This is a genomic window from Aeromonas sp. QDB68 (assembly GCF_027707405.1).
GTDB classification, from domain to species: domain Bacteria; phylum Pseudomonadota; class Gammaproteobacteria; order Enterobacterales; family Aeromonadaceae; genus Aeromonas; species Aeromonas caviae.
Genome location: NZ_JAPCIQ010000041.1, coordinates 1 through 15,939, shown reverse-complemented (window position 1 = coordinate 15,939; position 15,939 = coordinate 1). Strand labels below are relative to the sequence as shown.

General features: G+C 66.1%; 17 protein-coding genes and 1 pseudogene. 10 read left to right on the top strand and 8 right to left on the bottom strand.

The annotated features are described in order from the left end of the window. The first annotated feature begins 6 nt into the window (after positions 1-6). The gene (dkgB, locus tag PG892_RS13055) at positions 7-810 is read left to right on the top strand and encodes a 2,5-didehydrogluconate reductase DkgB (protein ID WP_270825479.1); all 804 of its coding nucleotides are present in this window, start codon (positions 7-9) and stop codon (positions 808-810) included. 550 nt (positions 811-1,360) lie between these two features. Then, on the top strand, positions 1,361-2,530 hold the full coding sequence (locus PG892_RS13050) for an MFS transporter (protein ID WP_052815812.1): 1,170 nt from the start codon (positions 1,361-1,363) through the stop codon (positions 2,528-2,530). A gap of 63 nt (positions 2,531-2,593) precedes the next feature. Here the strand turns inward: PG892_RS13050 and PG892_RS13045 are convergent, their stop codons facing one another. The 4 genes and pseudogenes from PG892_RS13045 to PG892_RS13030 form a co-directional block, all read right to left on the bottom strand. Continuing rightward, entirely contained in the window at positions 2,594-2,707 is a 114-nt protein-coding gene (locus tag PG892_RS13045; protein WP_010674207.1) for a CydX/CbdX family cytochrome bd oxidase small subunit, read from the bottom strand. Between the two features lie 28 nt (positions 2,708-2,735). Beyond that, positions 2,736-3,200 carry a cytochrome d ubiquinol oxidase subunit II gene (cydB, locus tag PG892_RS22650; RefSeq protein WP_257712230.1) on the bottom strand — a complete coding sequence of 155 codons (465 nt, stop codon included), beginning with the start codon at positions 3,198-3,200 and terminating at the stop codon, positions 2,736-2,738. Positions 3,201-3,330: 130 nt separating this feature from the next. Beyond that, positions 3,331-3,876: pseudogene (cydB, locus tag PG892_RS22645) on the bottom strand (cytochrome d ubiquinol oxidase subunit II); the annotation flags it as partial. Continuing rightward, a complete protein-coding gene (locus tag PG892_RS13030; protein ID WP_270825478.1) occupies positions 3,876-5,447 on the bottom strand; it encodes a cytochrome ubiquinol oxidase subunit I in 1,572 nt (523 codons plus the stop codon). The gene PG892_RS13030 and the pseudogene cydB (PG892_RS22645), both read right to left, overlap by 1 nt. Positions 5,448-5,567: 120 nt before the next feature. On the opposite strand from PG892_RS13030, the gene PG892_RS13025 reads away from it, so the two are divergent. Beyond that, on the top strand, positions 5,568-7,016 hold the full coding sequence (locus PG892_RS13025; protein WP_103859097.1) for an aminotransferase-like domain-containing protein: 1,449 nt from the start codon (positions 5,568-5,570) through the stop codon (positions 7,014-7,016). Between the two features lie 26 nt (positions 7,017-7,042). On the opposite strand, the gene PG892_RS13020 is transcribed toward PG892_RS13025, so the two are convergent. Together PG892_RS13020 and PG892_RS13015 are read right to left on the bottom strand one after the other, a co-directional pair. After that, positions 7,043-7,501 (bottom strand): GNAT family N-acetyltransferase, encoded by a 459-nt coding sequence (locus tag PG892_RS13020; RefSeq protein ID WP_010674203.1) that lies wholly within the window; start codon positions 7,499-7,501, stop codon positions 7,043-7,045. A gap of 159 nt (positions 7,502-7,660) precedes the next feature. After that, positions 7,661-8,311 (bottom strand): tellurite resistance TerB family protein, encoded by a 651-nt coding sequence (locus PG892_RS13015; protein ID WP_042015902.1) that lies wholly within the window; start codon positions 8,309-8,311, stop codon positions 7,661-7,663. A gap of 173 nt (positions 8,312-8,484) precedes the next feature. Here PG892_RS13015 and PG892_RS13010 point away from each other — a divergent pair, with 173 nt between their 5' ends. From PG892_RS13010 to PG892_RS13000, 3 genes are all read left to right on the top strand, one after another. Next, entirely contained in the window at positions 8,485-8,952 is a 468-nt protein-coding gene (locus PG892_RS13010) for an acyl-CoA thioesterase (RefSeq protein ID WP_049636794.1), read from the top strand. An 84-nt stretch (positions 8,953-9,036) separates the two neighbouring features. Next, positions 9,037-9,192, top strand: coding sequence for a pleiotropic regulatory protein RsmS (gene rsmS / locus PG892_RS13005; protein WP_010674200.1), 156 nt, complete (start codon positions 9,037-9,039; stop codon positions 9,190-9,192). Positions 9,193-9,212: 20 nt separating this feature from the next. Next, on the top strand, positions 9,213-9,680 hold the full coding sequence (locus PG892_RS13000) for a GyrI-like domain-containing protein (RefSeq protein ID WP_049636793.1): 468 nt from the start codon (positions 9,213-9,215) through the stop codon (positions 9,678-9,680). Positions 9,681-9,696: 16 nt separating this feature from the next. Here PG892_RS13000 and PG892_RS12995 read toward each other — a convergent pair whose 3' ends face one another. Further along, entirely contained in the window at positions 9,697-10,539 is an 843-nt protein-coding gene (locus PG892_RS12995) for a LysR family transcriptional regulator (RefSeq protein WP_270825480.1), read from the bottom strand. A 116-nt stretch (positions 10,540-10,655) separates the two neighbouring features. Between PG892_RS12995 and PG892_RS12990 the strand changes: the two genes are divergently transcribed. Further along, positions 10,656-11,165: a nucleoside deaminase gene (locus PG892_RS12990; protein ID WP_041212766.1), complete on the top strand. Its 510-nt coding sequence runs from the start codon at positions 10,656-10,658 to the stop codon at positions 11,163-11,165. Beyond that, positions 11,158-12,390, top strand: coding sequence for an MFS transporter (locus PG892_RS12985; RefSeq protein WP_113978735.1), 1,233 nt, complete (start codon positions 11,158-11,160; stop codon positions 12,388-12,390). Before PG892_RS12990 ends, PG892_RS12985 begins: the two co-directional genes overlap by 8 nt. Before the next feature lie 86 nt (positions 12,391-12,476). Here the strand turns inward: PG892_RS12985 and rluF are convergent, their stop codons facing one another. Beyond that, positions 12,477-13,490, bottom strand: coding sequence for a 23S rRNA pseudouridine(2604) synthase RluF (gene rluF, locus PG892_RS12980; RefSeq protein ID WP_257712231.1), 1,014 nt, complete (start codon positions 13,488-13,490; stop codon positions 12,477-12,479). A gap of 557 nt (positions 13,491-14,047) precedes the next feature. Between rluF and gdhA the strand changes: the two genes are divergently transcribed. Together gdhA and PG892_RS12970 are read left to right on the top strand one after the other, a co-directional pair. Then, positions 14,048-15,391, top strand: a complete 1,344-nt coding sequence (gene gdhA / locus PG892_RS12975) for an NADP-specific glutamate dehydrogenase (RefSeq protein ID WP_113978739.1) — start codon at positions 14,048-14,050, stop codon at positions 15,389-15,391. A 184-nt stretch (positions 15,392-15,575) separates the two neighbouring features. Then, positions 15,576-15,779: a DUF3955 domain-containing protein gene (locus tag PG892_RS12970; protein WP_104455676.1), complete on the top strand. Its 204-nt coding sequence runs from the start codon at positions 15,576-15,578 to the stop codon at positions 15,777-15,779. Positions 15,780-15,939: the final 160 nt, after the last annotated feature.

The window sequence follows — 15,939 nt, the reverse complement described above, 5'->3', positions numbered from 1 at the left end:
AATTTGATGATGAAGATGCCCAACCTGGGTCTTGGAACCTTCCGCCTGAAAGATCAGCCCCTTCGCGACTCCCTGCTGCAGGGGCTGGAACTTGGCTACCGCCATATCGATACCGCCCAGATCTATGACAACGAGGCCGAAGTCGGCCAGTTGATGAGCGAGAGTGGCGTGCCCCGCCAGGATATTTACCTGACCACCAAGGTGTGGACCAGCGAGTTCGGTCCGGGCAAGGTGATCCCGAGCCTGGAAGTGAGCCTGGAAAAACTCGGCACCAACTATCTGGATCTGGCGCTCATTCACTGGCCCTCCCCCCAGGATGAGGTGCCGATGGCGGTCTATCTGGAGCAGCTCGCCGAGGCCAAAGCCCGGGGCCTGACCCGGGAGATCGGGGTCTCCAACTTCACCGTGGCCCAGCTTAAACAGGCGGTCGAAATTTTGGGGCCGGGCGCCATCGCCCACCAGCAGGTGGAGATCCACCCCCTGCTGCAAAACCGCAAGGTGGTGGAGTTCTGCCAGGCCCACGGCATCGCCATCACCGCCTATATGCCACTCGCCTATGGCAAGGTGCTCACCGAGCCGCTGCTGATGGAGATCGGCAAGCGCCACGGCGTCTCGGCAGCCCAGGTGTCCCTGGCCTGGCTGCTGGCCCAGGGCATGACGGTGATCCCGAGCTCTACCAAACGGGAGAATCTGGCCGCCAACCTGGCTGCGCTGAAGGTGCAACTCAGTCGCGATGAGATGGCCGCCATCGCCACCCTGGATCGGGGTGAGCGCTGCGCCAACCCGGACTTTGCGCCGAATTGGGATTAAACCATGGCCTCTCGATTCGGCGGTGGATAGCGGCGACCCTCACGAACAGACTGCAACCACGGGCTATCCCCTCTCCCTATGGGAGAGGGTGAGGGCAGGCTCTTCTATTCAGGTCATCAGGCCTTCAACCAGATAGCCCCCTCATCCCCAGCCCTTCTCCCGCAAGGGGAGAAGGGAGCAAAGAAAACCCGACACCATCGACGAGAACCTGAGCGGGAGGCACTGTGCCTCCCGTTTTTTGTCTCAATACCGGGCGCGACTGCCACCTTCCCTTGCCCTTTCCTCTTTGTGCCCCTGCCTTTTTGTCCCCAGCTTCCTCTATACGCCTTGCCTCTATACGCCTTGCCTCTACAGGCTTTGCCTCTGCATTCACTTGTGCTGCATGGCCGTGTGTGTCTCGCGGCCTCGCCCACTCCCAATACCCCATTTCACGGCCCCATTGCTGCTGATTTGGCAAAAGTAATTTGACGTTGCCGTCATTTTTACCAACAAACACCCTCGGCATACTGGCGCCATTCTCCCGTCGGGAGTCCCAATCCAAGGAGTTGTTATGCCACTGGCGTTATTTGCCCTCACCTTAAGTGCCTTTGCCATAGGCACCACCGAATTCGTGATCGTGGGGCTCATCCCCACCATCGCCGAGCAGCTCAATGTCTCGCTCCCCTCGGCGGGCCTGCTGGTCAGCCTCTATGCCCTTGGGGTGGCCATCGGCGCCCCCGTGCTCACGGCGCTCACCGGCAAGCTGCCGCGCAAGTGGCTGCTGGTGGGGCTGATGGCCCTCTTCACCGTCGGCAACCTGCTGGCCTGGCAGGCCCCCGGGTACGAGAGCCTGATTGTGGCCCGCATCCTCACCGGGCTGGCCCACGGGGTCTTCTTCTCGGTAGGCAGCACCATCGCCACGGGTCTCGTGGCCAAAGAGAAGGCGGCCAGCGCCATCGCCATCATGTTCAGCGGCCTCACGGTCGCCCTGGTGACCGGCGTCCCGCTTGGCACCTGGATTGGTCAGGTCTTTGGCTGGCGCGAGACCTTCCTGGTGGTGAGCCTGCTCGGCCTCGTCGCCATGGTGGGCAGCCTGCTGCTGGTACCGGGGAACCTGCCGAAGGGGGCCGCCTCCAGCGTTCGCGAGCAGCTCTCGGTGCTCACCAAGAAACCGCTGCTGCTGGTCTACGCCAAGACGGCGCTCGGTTACGGCGGTGCCTTCACGGCGTTTACCTTCCTCGCCCCCATCCTGCAACAGGTGAGCGGCTTTAGCGCCGGCGCGGTCAGCCTCATTCTGCTGGTGTACGGGGTATCGGTCGCCGTCGGCAATATCTGGGGCGGCAAGCTCGCCGACCGGATGGGCCCGCTGCCTGCCCTCAAGCTGCTGTTTGCCGGGCTCGCCGTGGTGCTGCTGGTGCTCACCTTCACCGCACCGCACCCGGTGCTGGCGGTACTGACCGTGCTGGTGTGGGGCGCCTTCGCCTTTGGCAACGTGCCGGGTCTTCAGGTACTGGTGGTGAAACAGGCCGAGCGCCACACCCCCAATGCCGTGGATGTGGCCTCCGGCCTCAACATCGCCGCCTTCAACGTCGGCATTGCGCTGGGCTCCGTGGTCGGCGGTTTCGTGGTGGAGCACCTCGGCCTGATGCACACCCCCTGGATTGGTGCCCTCATCGTGCTGCTGGCCTACGGCCTCACCCATGTCAGCGAAGCGGGCGAGCGCCGCGCCGCCCTTGCCTGACCCCCGGGCAAGCAAAAGGCCGACACCCTGTGTCGGCCTTTTTTCATGGGCAAGATGCGAGGCTCAGGGCTCCTTGAGATCCTCATCGGCGGCCCAGCGCGCCTCCAGCCAGAGCAGGTTGACCAGCCCGCAGAGCAGGGCGAACCCCAGCCCCAGCAACCAGGTGAAATACCACATATCGCATTGATCCTTGTGTTGAAGCGGATTAGTAGAGGCTGTGGCCGTGCTGGCGCACCTGCTCGGCGCTGACCCTGCCGCGCACCACCCGGTAGACCCAGAGGGTGTAGCCGATGTTGACCGGCATCAGTACCCCGACGATCCCCAGCATGATAAGCAGGGTGCGCTCGCTGGAGGTGCTGTCCCACAGGGTCAGGCTGCTGGCCGGATCCAGGGACGAGGGCAGCACGAAGGGGAAGAGCGCGATGGCCACGGTCAGCATCATGGCGGCGCAGGCACCGCCGCTGGCCACGAGCGCCAGCCCGGACTTGCCGAAGCGGCTTGCCAGCGCGCACACCAGGGGCAGCAGGAGCCCGAGCACAGGCACGGCCCAGAGCACCGGATGGGCGACAAAGTTGCCAAGCCAGCCCGCCGGCACCGCCACCACCTCTTTCATCAGCGGAGTGAGGGCGCCGTTGAGATCGCCGATGGCCGTGATGCGATACCCCGCCATCTCCCCAAGCCAGACGCCGCCAAGGGCAAAGAGGGCGCTCGCCAGGGGGCCGAGCCAGAGGGCCGAGCCAGAGGGCGAGGCGGGCGCTGCGCGCTGCTATGGCCCCCTGGGTTTTGCACTGCAGGAAGCTGGCACCGTGCAGCAAGAGCAGCGCCAGCGCCGTCCCCATGGCGGTCAACAGCAGCGGCCAGTGGAACGCAAAGGCGCCATAGTGGATGCGAAGGGCCGCATCGAAGCGAAACGGCAGCCCTTGCAGCACCAGGCCAAGGGTGGCACCAAACACCAGGGTCGGCAGCAGACCGCCCACCACCAGGGCGCGGTCCCACCAGCGGCGCCAGACCGGGTCCGGCAGCTTGCTGCGATAGTCAAAGCCCACCGGTCGCAAAAAGAGACCGAACAGCAGGAACATGAAGGGCACGTAAAGCGCCGAGAAGGCGGCGGCATAGACCAGGGGCCAGGCGGCAAACAGGGTGCCGGCACCGGCGATGAGCCACACCTGGTTGCCCTCCCACACCGGCCCCACGCTGTTGAGCAGCACCCGCCGCTCGTCATCCGTCTTGCCGACCACGGGCAGCAGCATGCCGACCCCGAGATCGAAGCCATCCATCACCACGAAGCCGACCAGCAGGAAGAGCACCAGCCCCCACCAGATCACTTTCAGGGTTTCGTAATCCATCAGGCAGGACTCCCGTTTTGCAACACTTCACCTTGATAACGACCCGTCTGCAGGCTGGCAGGCCCTTTGCGGATCACATGACGCAACAAGAACAACTCCACCACCAGCAGGCTGCTGTAGATGAGGAAGATGGCGATGAGGCTGAACCAGAGCTGCCCCGGTTGCAGCAGGGAGACGGAGGCCGACACCGGCAGCACGTCGCTGATGGTCCAGGGCTGGCGACCGAACTCCGCCACGAACCAGCCCGCCTCGATGGCAATCCAGGGCAGCGGAATAGACCAGAGCAGGGCCCTGAGCAGCCGCGGGGATTGCACCAGCCTGCCCCGGCACAGCTGCAGGAAGGCGGCGGCAAAGAGCGCCAGCAGCGCCACGCCGATGCCCACCATCAGGCGAAAGCTCCAGAACAGCGGCGCCACCTGGGGGATGGAGTCCTCCACCGCCTTGGCGATGGCCCCCTCGTCCGCCTTGCCAATCTCCTTGGCATAGGGGGTGAGCAAGAGGCCGTAGCCCAGATCGCCGCGGTGGCGCTCGAAGGTGGCGCGGGCCGCCTGGTTGCTGCCATCTGCCCGCATCGCTTCGAGCGCCTCGTGGGCCAGCATGCCGCTGCGAATGCGCGCCTCGTGCTGCGCTTTCAGATCTTTGAGGCCCGTCACCTGCTCATCCAGGGAGCGGGTGGCGATGATGCCCATCAGATAGGGTATCTTGATGGCCGCGTGGGTGGTCTCGGCACGCTGATCCGGCAGGCCGAACAGGGTGAAAGAAGCCGGGGCGGGCTCCGTCTCCCACTCCGCCTCGATGGCGGCGAGCTTGACCTTCTGCACCTCCCCCGAGCGATAACCCGACTCGTCCCCGAGCACGATGACAGAGAGGATGGCCGCCAGCCCAAAGCCCGAGGCGATGGCAAAGGATCGCAGGGCGAAGCGCACCTCCATGCCGCGCAGCAGATACCAGCTGCTCACCCCCATCACGAACAGGGAGGCCGCCACATAGCCTGCCGCCACCGTGTGGACGAACTTGACCTGGGCCACCGGGTTGAAGATGACCGCGGCCACATCCACCAGCTCCATGCGCATGGTCATGGGGTTGAACTCGGCGCCGACCGGGTTTTGCATCCAGCCGTTGGCGATGAGGATCCAGAGGGCGGAGAGGTTGGAACCGAGCGCCACCAGCATGGTCACCAGCAGGTGCTGACTGCGGGAGAGCTTGTCCCAGCCGAAGAAGAAAAGGCCCACCAATGTGGACTCGAGGAAGAAGGCCATCAGCCCCTCCACCGCCAGCGGCGTGCCGAAGATATCGCCGACATAGTGGGAGTAATAGGCCCAGTTGGTCCCGAACTGGAACTCCAGGGTGATCCCGGTGGTCACCCCCATCACGAAGTTGATGCCAAACAGCTTGCCCCAGAAGCGGGTGATGTCCTTGTAGATCACCTTGCCGGTCATCACGTAGGCCGACTCGGCGATCACCAGGATCCAGGACAGCCCCAGGGTGAGGGGCACAAACAGAAAGTGGAACATCGCCGTCGCCCCGAACTGTATTCGGGAGAGGCTGACCACATCATCCAGGCTTATCATGCATGACTCTCTATGTTGCATTTAACGGACAGGTTTTCGCCCGCCAAGTACACCATGGTCCATGACACCTATAACAGATGCAGTTATAGTGAAAAACACCTATAACAGTTTGGGCCCACCATGTCCCGCTACGGCCAGTTGGCAGACCAGCTGCAACAGCAGATCACGAGCGGCCTCTGGCAGCCGGGGGAGCGCATCCCCTCCATCCGTCAGAGCTGCAAGACCCACGGCCTCAGCCCCATGACGGTGCTCCAGGCCTATCAGTTGCTCGAAAGCCGGGGCCTCATCCTGGCGCGGCCCCAGTCCGGCTACTACGTCAAGGCCGCGAGCACGGCCCGGCGGGAGAGCCAGCCCCAGCAGGCCCGCTACAGCGGCTCGGTGGACATCAACGATCTGGTGTTCGAGGTGCTGCAGGCGAGCAAGTCACGGGAGCTGGTGCCCCTTGGCATGGCGGTGGCGGACCCCACCCTCTTCCCCCACCCCCAACTCGGTCGGGCCCTCGGCAGTTGCATGCGCCGCCTCGATCCCTTCAGCACGGTGGCAGATCTGCCCCCCGGCAACGAGGCACTGCGCCGCGCCATCGCCCGGCGCTACGCCGGCGAGGGGATGGCGGTGGATCCCCAGCAGATCATCATCACCACGGGGGCCATGGAGGCGCTCTCCCTCAGTCTTCAGGTGCTGACCGAGCCCGGCGACTGGGTGGTGGTGGAGTCCCCCACCTTCTACGGCGCCCTGCAGGCCATCGAGCGGCTCAAGCTCAAGGTGGTGGAGATCCCGGTGATCCCCGGGGTGGGCATCGATCTCGCCCTGCTGGAGGAGGCCCTCGCCCAGCGCCCCGTCAAGGCGTGCTGGCTGATGGGCAATGTCCAGCACCCCCTCGGCCACACCATGCCGGATGAGCACAAGCAGGCGCTGATGGGGCTGCTCAACCGCCATCAGGTCCCCCTGGTGGAGGATGACGTCTATGCGGAGCTCTATGTCGGGCGCGAGCGGCCAAGGCCCATCACCCATTGGGATGCGCGGGGAGAGAGCCTGCTGTGCGGCTCCTGGACCAAGTGTCTGGCGCCGGGCTTTCGGGTCGGCTGGGTGGTGGCGAAGCGCCACGCCGAGCGCATCCAGCGGCTGCAACTGATGTCGACGCTCTCGACCAATGTGCCCAGTCAGCTGGCGCTGGCCGACATGCTGCGCCAGGGCGGGGTGGACGCCCACTTTCGCCGCCTGCGCCACACCCTGGCTCAGCGCCAGCAGCAGATGCGGGCGGCCCTGATGCGCCTCTTCCCCGAGGCGCGCATCTCCTCCCCGGACGGAGGCTACTTTCTCTGGCTCGAATTTGACGCCCGCCTCGATGGCCGGGCGCTCTATGCCAGCGCCATCGCGCAGGGCGTCTCCATCGCCCCCGGGGCCCTCTTCTCCAGCCAGGGCCAGCACAACCACTGCCTGCGCCTCAACAGCTCCCATCCCTGGAGCCCGCAACTGGACGCGGCGCTCAACCGGCTTGCGGACCTCATCGCCCGGCAACGGGAAACCTGGCAGAGCCCCCCTGACGCCTCACACGACAAGGGCCCGTAACGGGCCCTTTTGCAAGCGAATGCGCCTTATCTGGCCATGGTCTGTGACTGGGCCTTGAAACCCAGTCGCTCGTAGAGGGCCCTGGCCCGCTCGTTGAAAGCCATCACCTCCAGGCGCAACTGGCTTGCACCCCGTGCCTTGCCCCACTGGTCCCCGTGGGCGATCAGCGCCCGGCCGATGCCCCGGGAGCGGAGCCCCTCATCCACCACCACGGTCGTGATGCGGCAGACGGGCAGCTTGCTGAGAAAGGGGACGCTCTCGTTGAGGTCGATGCGGGCGGTGAGAAAGCCCGCCACCTCTCCCGCCACCACCGCCACGCAGAAAAGACGCGCCTCGTCGGCAATGGCGCCGAGCAAGAAGGCCCTGTCCTCCGGGGACGGGGGGCAGAACACCTCGGGCACCTGCTCGAAGTGGAGCTGACCTATCTGCCGGTTCAGGGCCAGAATGGCGTCGATATCCTGTTCAGTTGCCTTGCGAATGTCCACCTGATGCTCCTTGCAGTGAGGGTCGCCAGCGAGGAAAGAGGCTCGGCGGTCACCCTTTGGAACCCGCATCTTATCGGCTCGTCACGGCAATCAACAGCCCCCGGCAACGACAAGGCCCCATGACGGGGCCTTGTGGACAATCCTGATGGCAATGCGGGCTCAACCCGGCGCCCCCAGCTGGGCCACCTGGCGCTCTATGCTCCCCTTGAGGTTGTCATCCAGCTTCAAGGCGCGCGCCAGCTCGTCCAGATAACCGCGCTCCATGAAGTGATCCACCTCGATGGTGAGCAGGGAGGCGAGGTAAACCTCGGTCGCCAGCTCCATGTCGGTCACTTCTCGCGCCAGGACATGGGGGTCGAGGGGGCGGGAGAGCTCGGCGTCAATCCAGCGGGCCGCATCCCGTTCCCCCTGTTCGGTCAGGTACTCCTGGATCTTCTGGCGCTCGGCGGCATCGATGTGGCCGTCGGCCCGGGCCGCCGCCACCATGGCGCGCACCAGCAGGTTGGCGCGGGCATCCAGGGCCTTGCCCTCCAGGGTGTCCAGGGGCTGGGTCGGCTGGGCCGGGGTGGACTGCTGGGTCTGCCAGTCCTGATAGAGTTTGTAGGCCAGCCCCCCGAGAGCCGCCGCGCCCCCCACCGCCGCCACCTTGGTGCCATATTTGCGCATCTTCTTGTTGCCAAGCAGCAGCGCCATGGCCCCGGCGGCCAATCCCCCCTGCGCCATGCCCTTCATCTGGGCCTTGCGCGTGTCACCACCGTCGTTGAGCCAGCCCTTGCCAGCTCCCATCAATTGCTCCAGCATCTGTTTCATGGGGCCTCCTCCCTCGCGTGATGAGTCATGCTGGGCCGCCTGCGCTGAACTCAAGGTGAATGACGGCGCAGACAAGAAGAGGCGCTGGTTGGATCAGTGCCAGCCCCGCCCACTGCTATTGTCCCCGGGGGACAGCCAAGGAGTCCCCCCTTGCCTCGACATAAGGAAGTACCATGAGCGCCCGTGAACTGACCCTGCAATTTCTCGCCGAACCCGCCGACGTCAACTTTGGCGGCAAAGTCCATGGCGGCATGGTGATGAAGTGGATTGACCAGGCCGGCTACGCCTGCGCCGCCGGCTGGTGTGGCGGCTATGCCGTCACCGTCTATGTGGGGGGCATCCGCTTCTTGCGCCCCATCCAGATAGGCCAACTGGTGGAGGTACACGCCAAGGTGATCCACACCGGTACCACCAGCATGCACCTGGCGGTGGATGTCTACAGCCGCCATCCCACCGACCCGGAGCGGCGCAAGACCACCCACTGCATCATCATCTTCGTGGCCATGGACGAGCAGGGCAAACCCACCCCGGTGCCCCAGTGGCAGCCGGTGAGCGAGAACGATCTGCAGTTGCAGCAGTACGCCAAAAAGCTGATGGCCCTGCGCGAGGAGCTGGACAAGGAGATGCGCCAGCACATGTGACCCGTCCCGCCCCGGGCAGCCGGGGCGTGTCTTCGCGCCGCCGGGCGCTATAATGGCGACCACCCTTGCCCTTGAGAACCCAAGATGTCCCTGGAAAATGCCCCCCCCGAGGTCCAGCTCGCGGTGGATCTGATCGAACTGCTGGAAACCAACCACATCGCCCCCGCGCTGGCCCTGGCGGCACTCGCCATCGTTCGCCGGGATTATGAGCGCAAGCTCGAGGAAGGTCGGGAGGCCTGAGCGCCCCCGCAGGAGGCACCATGTCAGCACCCATTCGCATCGAACAAGGCCGCGCCATGCTCCTCGGGGGGTTGCGCCGTCACCACCCCTTCGAGCAGGGGGACTTCGCCGGCCAGTGGCGCGACCTCAGCGCCCTGCTTCCCCTGCCGGGGCAGCTCGGGGAGCACGCCTATGGCGCCATCTGCGCCGCCACCGACACCCACTGCGAATACCTCTGCGGGGTGGAGGTCGCCGCCCTGGAGGTGCTGCCTCCCGGGCTTGGCCGCATGCGCATCGCCCCCCAGACCTACGCCATCTTCTTGCATCAGGGGCATGTCACGACCCTGCCGCACACCTGGCGCCAGGCCCTGGCATGGCTCGCGCAATCGGACTATCAATCTGCCCAGCAGCCGGATTTCGAGCGCTACGGCGCCCGCTTTGACGCCGCCACCGGCAGCGGCGAAGTGGAAATCTGGCTCGCCGTGGTACCAAAACAGGCCCTGGCCTGACCCCTGGCCGCCCGGGCTACCTCGGCCCCATCACCTCGTCACAGAGCGCGATCAGCGCCTCCCCCAGCCGGGCGAGGGGCTCGCTCGTGCCCGGCCCCTGGTGCAGAGCCAGCTCCACCGAGCGCACTGCAGGCCAATGGGCCAGCACCACCTGATCCGGTTGCAACAGGCGCGCCGGCAGCAGGCTGACCCCGATCCCCGCGCTCACCGCCCCTTGCAGGCTGGCGAGACTGCCGCTCACGTAGGCGATGCGCCAGGGGATCCCCTCGGCATCCAGGGCGTCGGTCATCTGGCGCCGGTAGAGCCCCTCGCTTGGAAACACCACCAGAGGCAGGGGGTCGCGCCCGGCGGCGGGCCACTCCCGGCTGTCAACCCAGGCCAGGGGCTCGCGCCAGCGGGCGATGGGCTCCCCCTGGCCGCGCCCCTGTTTGATGAGGGCCAGATCCAGCTCTCCCCCTTCGAAGGCCTGCCACAGGGCATGGCTGAGATCGCTTTGCACCTCCAGCCGCACCTGCGGGTGCGCGCGGGCGAAGGCGGCCAGTACCGGGGTCATGGCCCCCGCGGCAAAATCCTCCGGCACCCCGAGGCGCAGGGGGTGGCTCGCCTCGCTCACCCGCTCCCCCGCCCGGGCCAGCAGCCCCAGGATGCGGCGCGCCAGCCCGAGCAGGGTCTCCCCCTGGGCCGTGGTCACCACCTGGCGGCCGGATCGGTCGAGCAGGGTGCAGCCCAGCTGCTGCTCCAGGCGGCGCATCTGCTGGCTCAGGGTGGACTGGGTGAGGTGGATACGCTCGGCGGCGCGGGTAAAGCTGCCGGTTTCGACGATGACGACGAAGCTCTGCAGCAATTGGGGGTCCAGCAGGGGGCGCTCCATGGGCAATCTCCATTTATAAAACCACTGGAAGTCATTTTATCATTTAATTTCCAAATGATGCGGCGACCCTCTAGGCTGCTGTCCTCCCCCTTTTTTGCCAGGATATGACCATGCCACCCCCTTCCCAGTCCGGTGCCCGCCTCCTCAACTCCCTCACCGCCGCCTCGGCCCCCAGCCATCAGGAGTGGCTGGAGCAGGCCCTGCACCTGGCCCTGACCCATCGCCAGCAAGGGGGGCGCCCCTTCGCCGCCCTGCTGGTGAGGGAGAACCGGCTGGTGGCGAGCGCCGTCAACCGCATGCTGGAGGCGGGGGACCCCACCCGTCACGCGGAGCTGGAAGCGCTGCGGGAAGGGAGTCGCCAGGGGCCGCTGGCCGGGGCCATCGTCTATGCCAGCGGGCACCCCTGCCCCATGTGCCTGTCGGCCCTGGTGATGAACGGTATCCAGGCGGTCTACTACGCCTTTGACAACGACGATGCCGCCCCCTTCGGCTATGACAGCCGCGCCGCCTACGCCGCCCTGCGCCTGCCCCTGTGCCCACCGCCCCTGCCCCTCATCAAGCTGGCAAGCCCCATCGCGGCCGAAACCCTCTACGGTCCCCTGCCCCATGCATAAGCGCCGCCTCCCCCCGGGCAGCGGCGCCTTGCTGGTGCTGGTGATCCTCATCGCCCTCAACCTGCGCCCCTTCCTCACCGCCATCGGCCCCCTGGCCCCTCGCATCGACGCGAGGCTGGCCCTCGGGGTAGATACCCTGGCCTGGGTCACCCTGCTGCCCCTCTGGCTTATCGGGGTCGGCGTGCTGCTCACCCCGGCGCTCCTGGGTCGCACGGGCCCGCGCCCCCTGCTCGGGGCTGCCCTGCTGCTGCTCGCCCTTGGCAGCGCCCTGCGCGTCGACCTGGCGAGCGGCGCCCTGCTCATCGCCAGCGCCGCCCTGTGCGGGCTGGGCTCGGCCCTGGTGCAGGGGGTGCTGCCCAGCCTCATCAAGGAGGGGTTCGCCCAAAAGGTGCCCCTGGTGATGGGGATCTTCTCCGCCTGCATGATGGGGGGCGGGGCGCTCGGGGCCGTGCTCACCCCGCGCCTTGCCGAGTATCTGGACTGGTCTCGGGCGCTGGCGCTCTGGGGCCTGCCGGTGCTGCTGGCCCTCGGCTGGTTGGCCTGGCGGGTGCCCCTGCCCGCCCCGGCCTGCACGCCCGCCCCCACCGGGGAGCAGCGGCTGCACCCCCTGCCCCGCACCTGGCTGCTCATCGCCTGTTTTGGCATCATCAACAGCGGCTACGGCATCGTCGTGGCCTGGCTGGCCCCGGCCTACATGGCGGCGGGCTGGAGCGCCCAGCAAGGGGGCGAGCTGGTGGCCTGGCTCGCCCTGGCCCAGACCGCGAGCGGCCTTGGCCTGCCCCTGCTGGCAGCCGGTCGGCTGGACCGCCGCCCCTGGATGGCGCTGGCCATCGCCATGCAGCTGGCGGGCTTTGGCGGCCTCTGGCTCGCTCCCCAGACCGCCCCCCTGCTCTGGTGTTTGCTGTGCGGCGCCGGGCTTGGGGGGAGCTTCTCCCTCATCATGGTGATTGCGCTGGATCACCTGCCCGACCCACGCCGGGCGGGCGCCCTCTGCGCCCTGATGCAGGGGGTCGGCTTCATGGTGGCGGCTACCGGCCCCTGGGTGGCGGCCCGCCTGCACCATGCAAGCGGTGACTTCGCCGCCGCCTGGCAGTGGCAGCTCGGCGCCCTGGTCCTGATGAGCCTGCTGGTGGTGCGTCTCAACCCGCGCCACTACCCAAGGGCCATGGGCCTGCCCCCGGAGCAGGCCATGGCTGTGCAGACGGCAGGCCACAAGCCTGCCTGATCCGGCGAGCACCGGCCTTGGGGGCCAGAAAGCACAACACCGGCCTTGGCTGGTGTTGTTCATCAGGGTGCGGGAAGGCCCGGCGCTCAGCGCCCCTTCTTCTGGCGCCCGCCCTGCCCTGGCCGCGGTTTGCCCGGGGCGGGTTTGCCCCCCTTGCCGGGCGCGCTTTTACCTGCCCCCCCTTTGCTGGCAGCCCCTTTGCCCGCCCCGCCCTTGCCTGCGGGGCTCTTCTTCTCGAACGCCTCGGGACCCGGCACATTGGGCCGCCCGCCAATCTCGTGATCGTCGCTGCGCCGCGGCTTCTTGCCCTGGGCAGGGGTGCCGGCCGCTGCCGCCTTGGGCTTGGCAACCTGAGCCCCCTTGGCCGGTTTCACCTCGGAGGAGGAGTCCTCAATCAGCTTGAACAGCTCGATCAGCTCGTCGTCGGTGAGATCGCGCCACTCCCCCACCGGCAGCCCCTTGAGGCTGACGTTCATGATGCGGATGCGCTCGAGCTTGGTCACCTCGAAGCCGAAGTGCTCGCACATGCGGCGGATCTGGCGGTTGAGCCCCTGCACCAGGGTGATGCGAAACACGAAGGGGGCCTCTCGCTTCACCTTGCACTTCTTGGTGACGGTGCCGAGGATGGGCACCCCGGCCGCCATGCCCCGGACGAACTCGTCGGTCACCGGCTTGTCCACGGTCACCAGGTACTCTTTCTCGTGATCGTTGCCCGCCCGCAGGATCTTGTTCACCAGATCCCCGTGGTTGGTGAGGAAGATGAGCCCCTGGGAGTCCTTGTCGAGGCGCCCTATGGGGAAGATGCGGGTGCTGTGGTTGACGAAGTCGACGATGTTGTCCTTCTCCCCCGCCTCCGTGGTGCTGACGATGCCCACCGGCTTGTTGAGGGCGATGAAGACCAGGCTGTCGGCCTCGCGCGGCTCGATCACCTGACCGTTGACCTTGACCAGATCCCCGGCAAACACCTGATCTCCCACCCCGGCCCGCTTGCCGTTGATAAAGACGTTGCCCTGCTCGATGAAACGATCGGCCTCACGACGGGAGCAGATGCCGCTCTCGCTGATGTATTTGTTCAGGCGCATGGATTCATCGGCCAGCATGGGTCACCTCCCCGGTCGGATGGGCCTTGAGAATGGCTGGCTGGATCAGCCGCGCTGTGGTCGGGTTCGTCTGCATACAACTCCATGAAATAAGGGCCTGCGCCCTGCATGTTCGGCAAAAAACGCCGCTACAGTAGCACATTGCCCGCGCCCGCGCCCGGCCCCGTCGCACCCTGGGCCGCTGGCTCACAGGGGGTGCTGCCCTTGATGCAGCAGCAGGCCCCCCATTATCCAGCGTGCGGTGACGCCGCGGCCCTGATTGGGCTGCACCGCACACTCCCCGCCTCTTTCACTTCATGGGCCGGGCCCCCACCGCCGAAGATAGGGTGCGGCCTTCGGCAGATAGCCAGATGATCTAACGCTTGATATTTATCAAGCAAAAATGCATAAAAAGATTTTGGTCATCGCGAATTATCTGCTCTGACCCGCCGACGACGGGAAATGACACCCCCATCGGGACGCAACAACGGGCCCCTTGAGCCCCGCGAACCCTGAAGACGGGCATGAACCCCTCTCTGGCAGGACGCCACTTTCATCATTCACGACAGGAGTTAAAGATGAGTCATTCCCTCTCCCAGGAGGCCTTCCTGGCCCAGGTCGCCAGCCGCAACCCTCACCAGCCCGAGTTTATCCAGGCCGTGAGCGAGGTGATCGCCTCCATCTGGCCCTATGTGGAGCGCCACCCCCGCTACCTGCAACACGGCCTGCTGGAGCGACTGGTGGAACCCGAGCGCCTGGTGCAGTTTCGGGTGAGCTGGGTGGATGACCAGGGCCAGGTGCAGGTGAATCGCGGCTACCGGGTGCAGCACAGCTCCGCCATCGGCCCCTTCAAGGGCGGCATGCGCTTCCACCCCTCGGTGGATCTCTCGGTGCTGAAATTCCTCGCCTTCGAGCAGACCTTCAAGAACGCCCTCACCACCCTGCCCATGGGCGGCGGCAAGGGGGGCAGCGATTTCGATCCCAAGGGCAAGAGCGAAGGAGAAGTGATGCGCTTCTGCCAGGCCCTGATGCTGGAGCTCTATCGCCACCTGGGGGCCAACACCGACGTGCCGGCGGGCGACATCGGGGTGGGCGGGCGCGAGGTGAGCTACATGGCGGGCATGATGAAGAAGCTCACCAACAGCGCCGAGTGCGTCTTCACCGGCAAGGGACTCTCCTTTGGCGGCAGCCTCATTCGTCCGGAAGCTACCGGCTACGGCCTGCTCTACTTTGTCGACGCCATGCTGGCCCATCGCGGCCAGTCCCTCGATGGCCTGCGGGTCTCGGTGTCGGGCTCGGGCAACGTGGCCCAATACGCCATCGAGAAGGCGATGGCCCTCGGCGCCCGCGTCATCACCGCCTCCGACTCCGGCGGCACCGTCTATGATCCGGACGGCTTCACCCCCGAGAAGCTGGCCCGTCTGATGGCGCTTAAAAACGAGCAACGCAAGCGGGTCGCCGATTACGCCCATGAGCTCGGGCTCGAGTTCTTCAGCGGCCGCACCCCCTGGCACCTGGCGACCGACGTCGCCCTCCCCTGCGCCACCCAGAACGAGCTGGATGCCGAAGATGCGGCGCAGCTTATTGCCAACGGCGTGCAGCTGGTGGCCGAGGGGGCCAACATGCCCTCCAGCGCCGCCGCCATCCGCCTCTTCCACGACGCCCGGGTGCTGTTCGCCCCGGGCAAGGCGGCCAACGCCGGCGGGGTTGCCACCTCGGGCCTCGAGATGAGCCAGAATGCCCAGCGCCTCTCCTGGACCCGGGAGGAGGTGGACGCCCGCCTCAAGGGGATCATGACCAGTATCCATGCCACCTGTGTCCGTTACGGTCAGGATGATGGTCATGTGAACTACGAAAGCGGCGCCAATATTGCCGGCTTCGTCAAGGTGGCTGACGCCATGCTGGCGCAAGGGGTCTGCTAGTCACGCCATTTCCCGTGACATCCCCCAAATCAACAGGGCAGCCCATGGCTGCCCTGTTGTGTTATCTGCATAGCTGTTGCTTTAACCTGGGCGACGCAGGTTGCATGCCCGATACCACTTCACGCTCGCTTCACCCAGCCATGACACCCTCACCCCTCTTCCATACGCGAACGAGGAGAACGAGATGACAACGACCATAGGCGCCCTGCTGATCCTGGCCGGGCTCGGCTGCTTCCTGGCCTTCAACCTGCTGGGCTCCACCCTCGATGCCCAGGGCTTCCTGCACGAGCCCTTTGCCCTGCTGCCCCTGGGCTATCTGCTGCTCTTCACCGGCATGGTGCTCACCGTGATCCCTCTGCTGCGCAAGGGGCGCACCAGGGAGCAATGACACAAATCGCAAGGTGCCAAGAGCTCAGCAATAGCGGCTGATCTCGATGAGGTTCTGATCCGGGTCCAGGCAATAGACCGATTCGTTGACATCCTCCCCCACCTTAGCGCTTCGCGTCACAGGAGGGGGATCCCCATTACTGGGTGATAGCTGCTCGCGC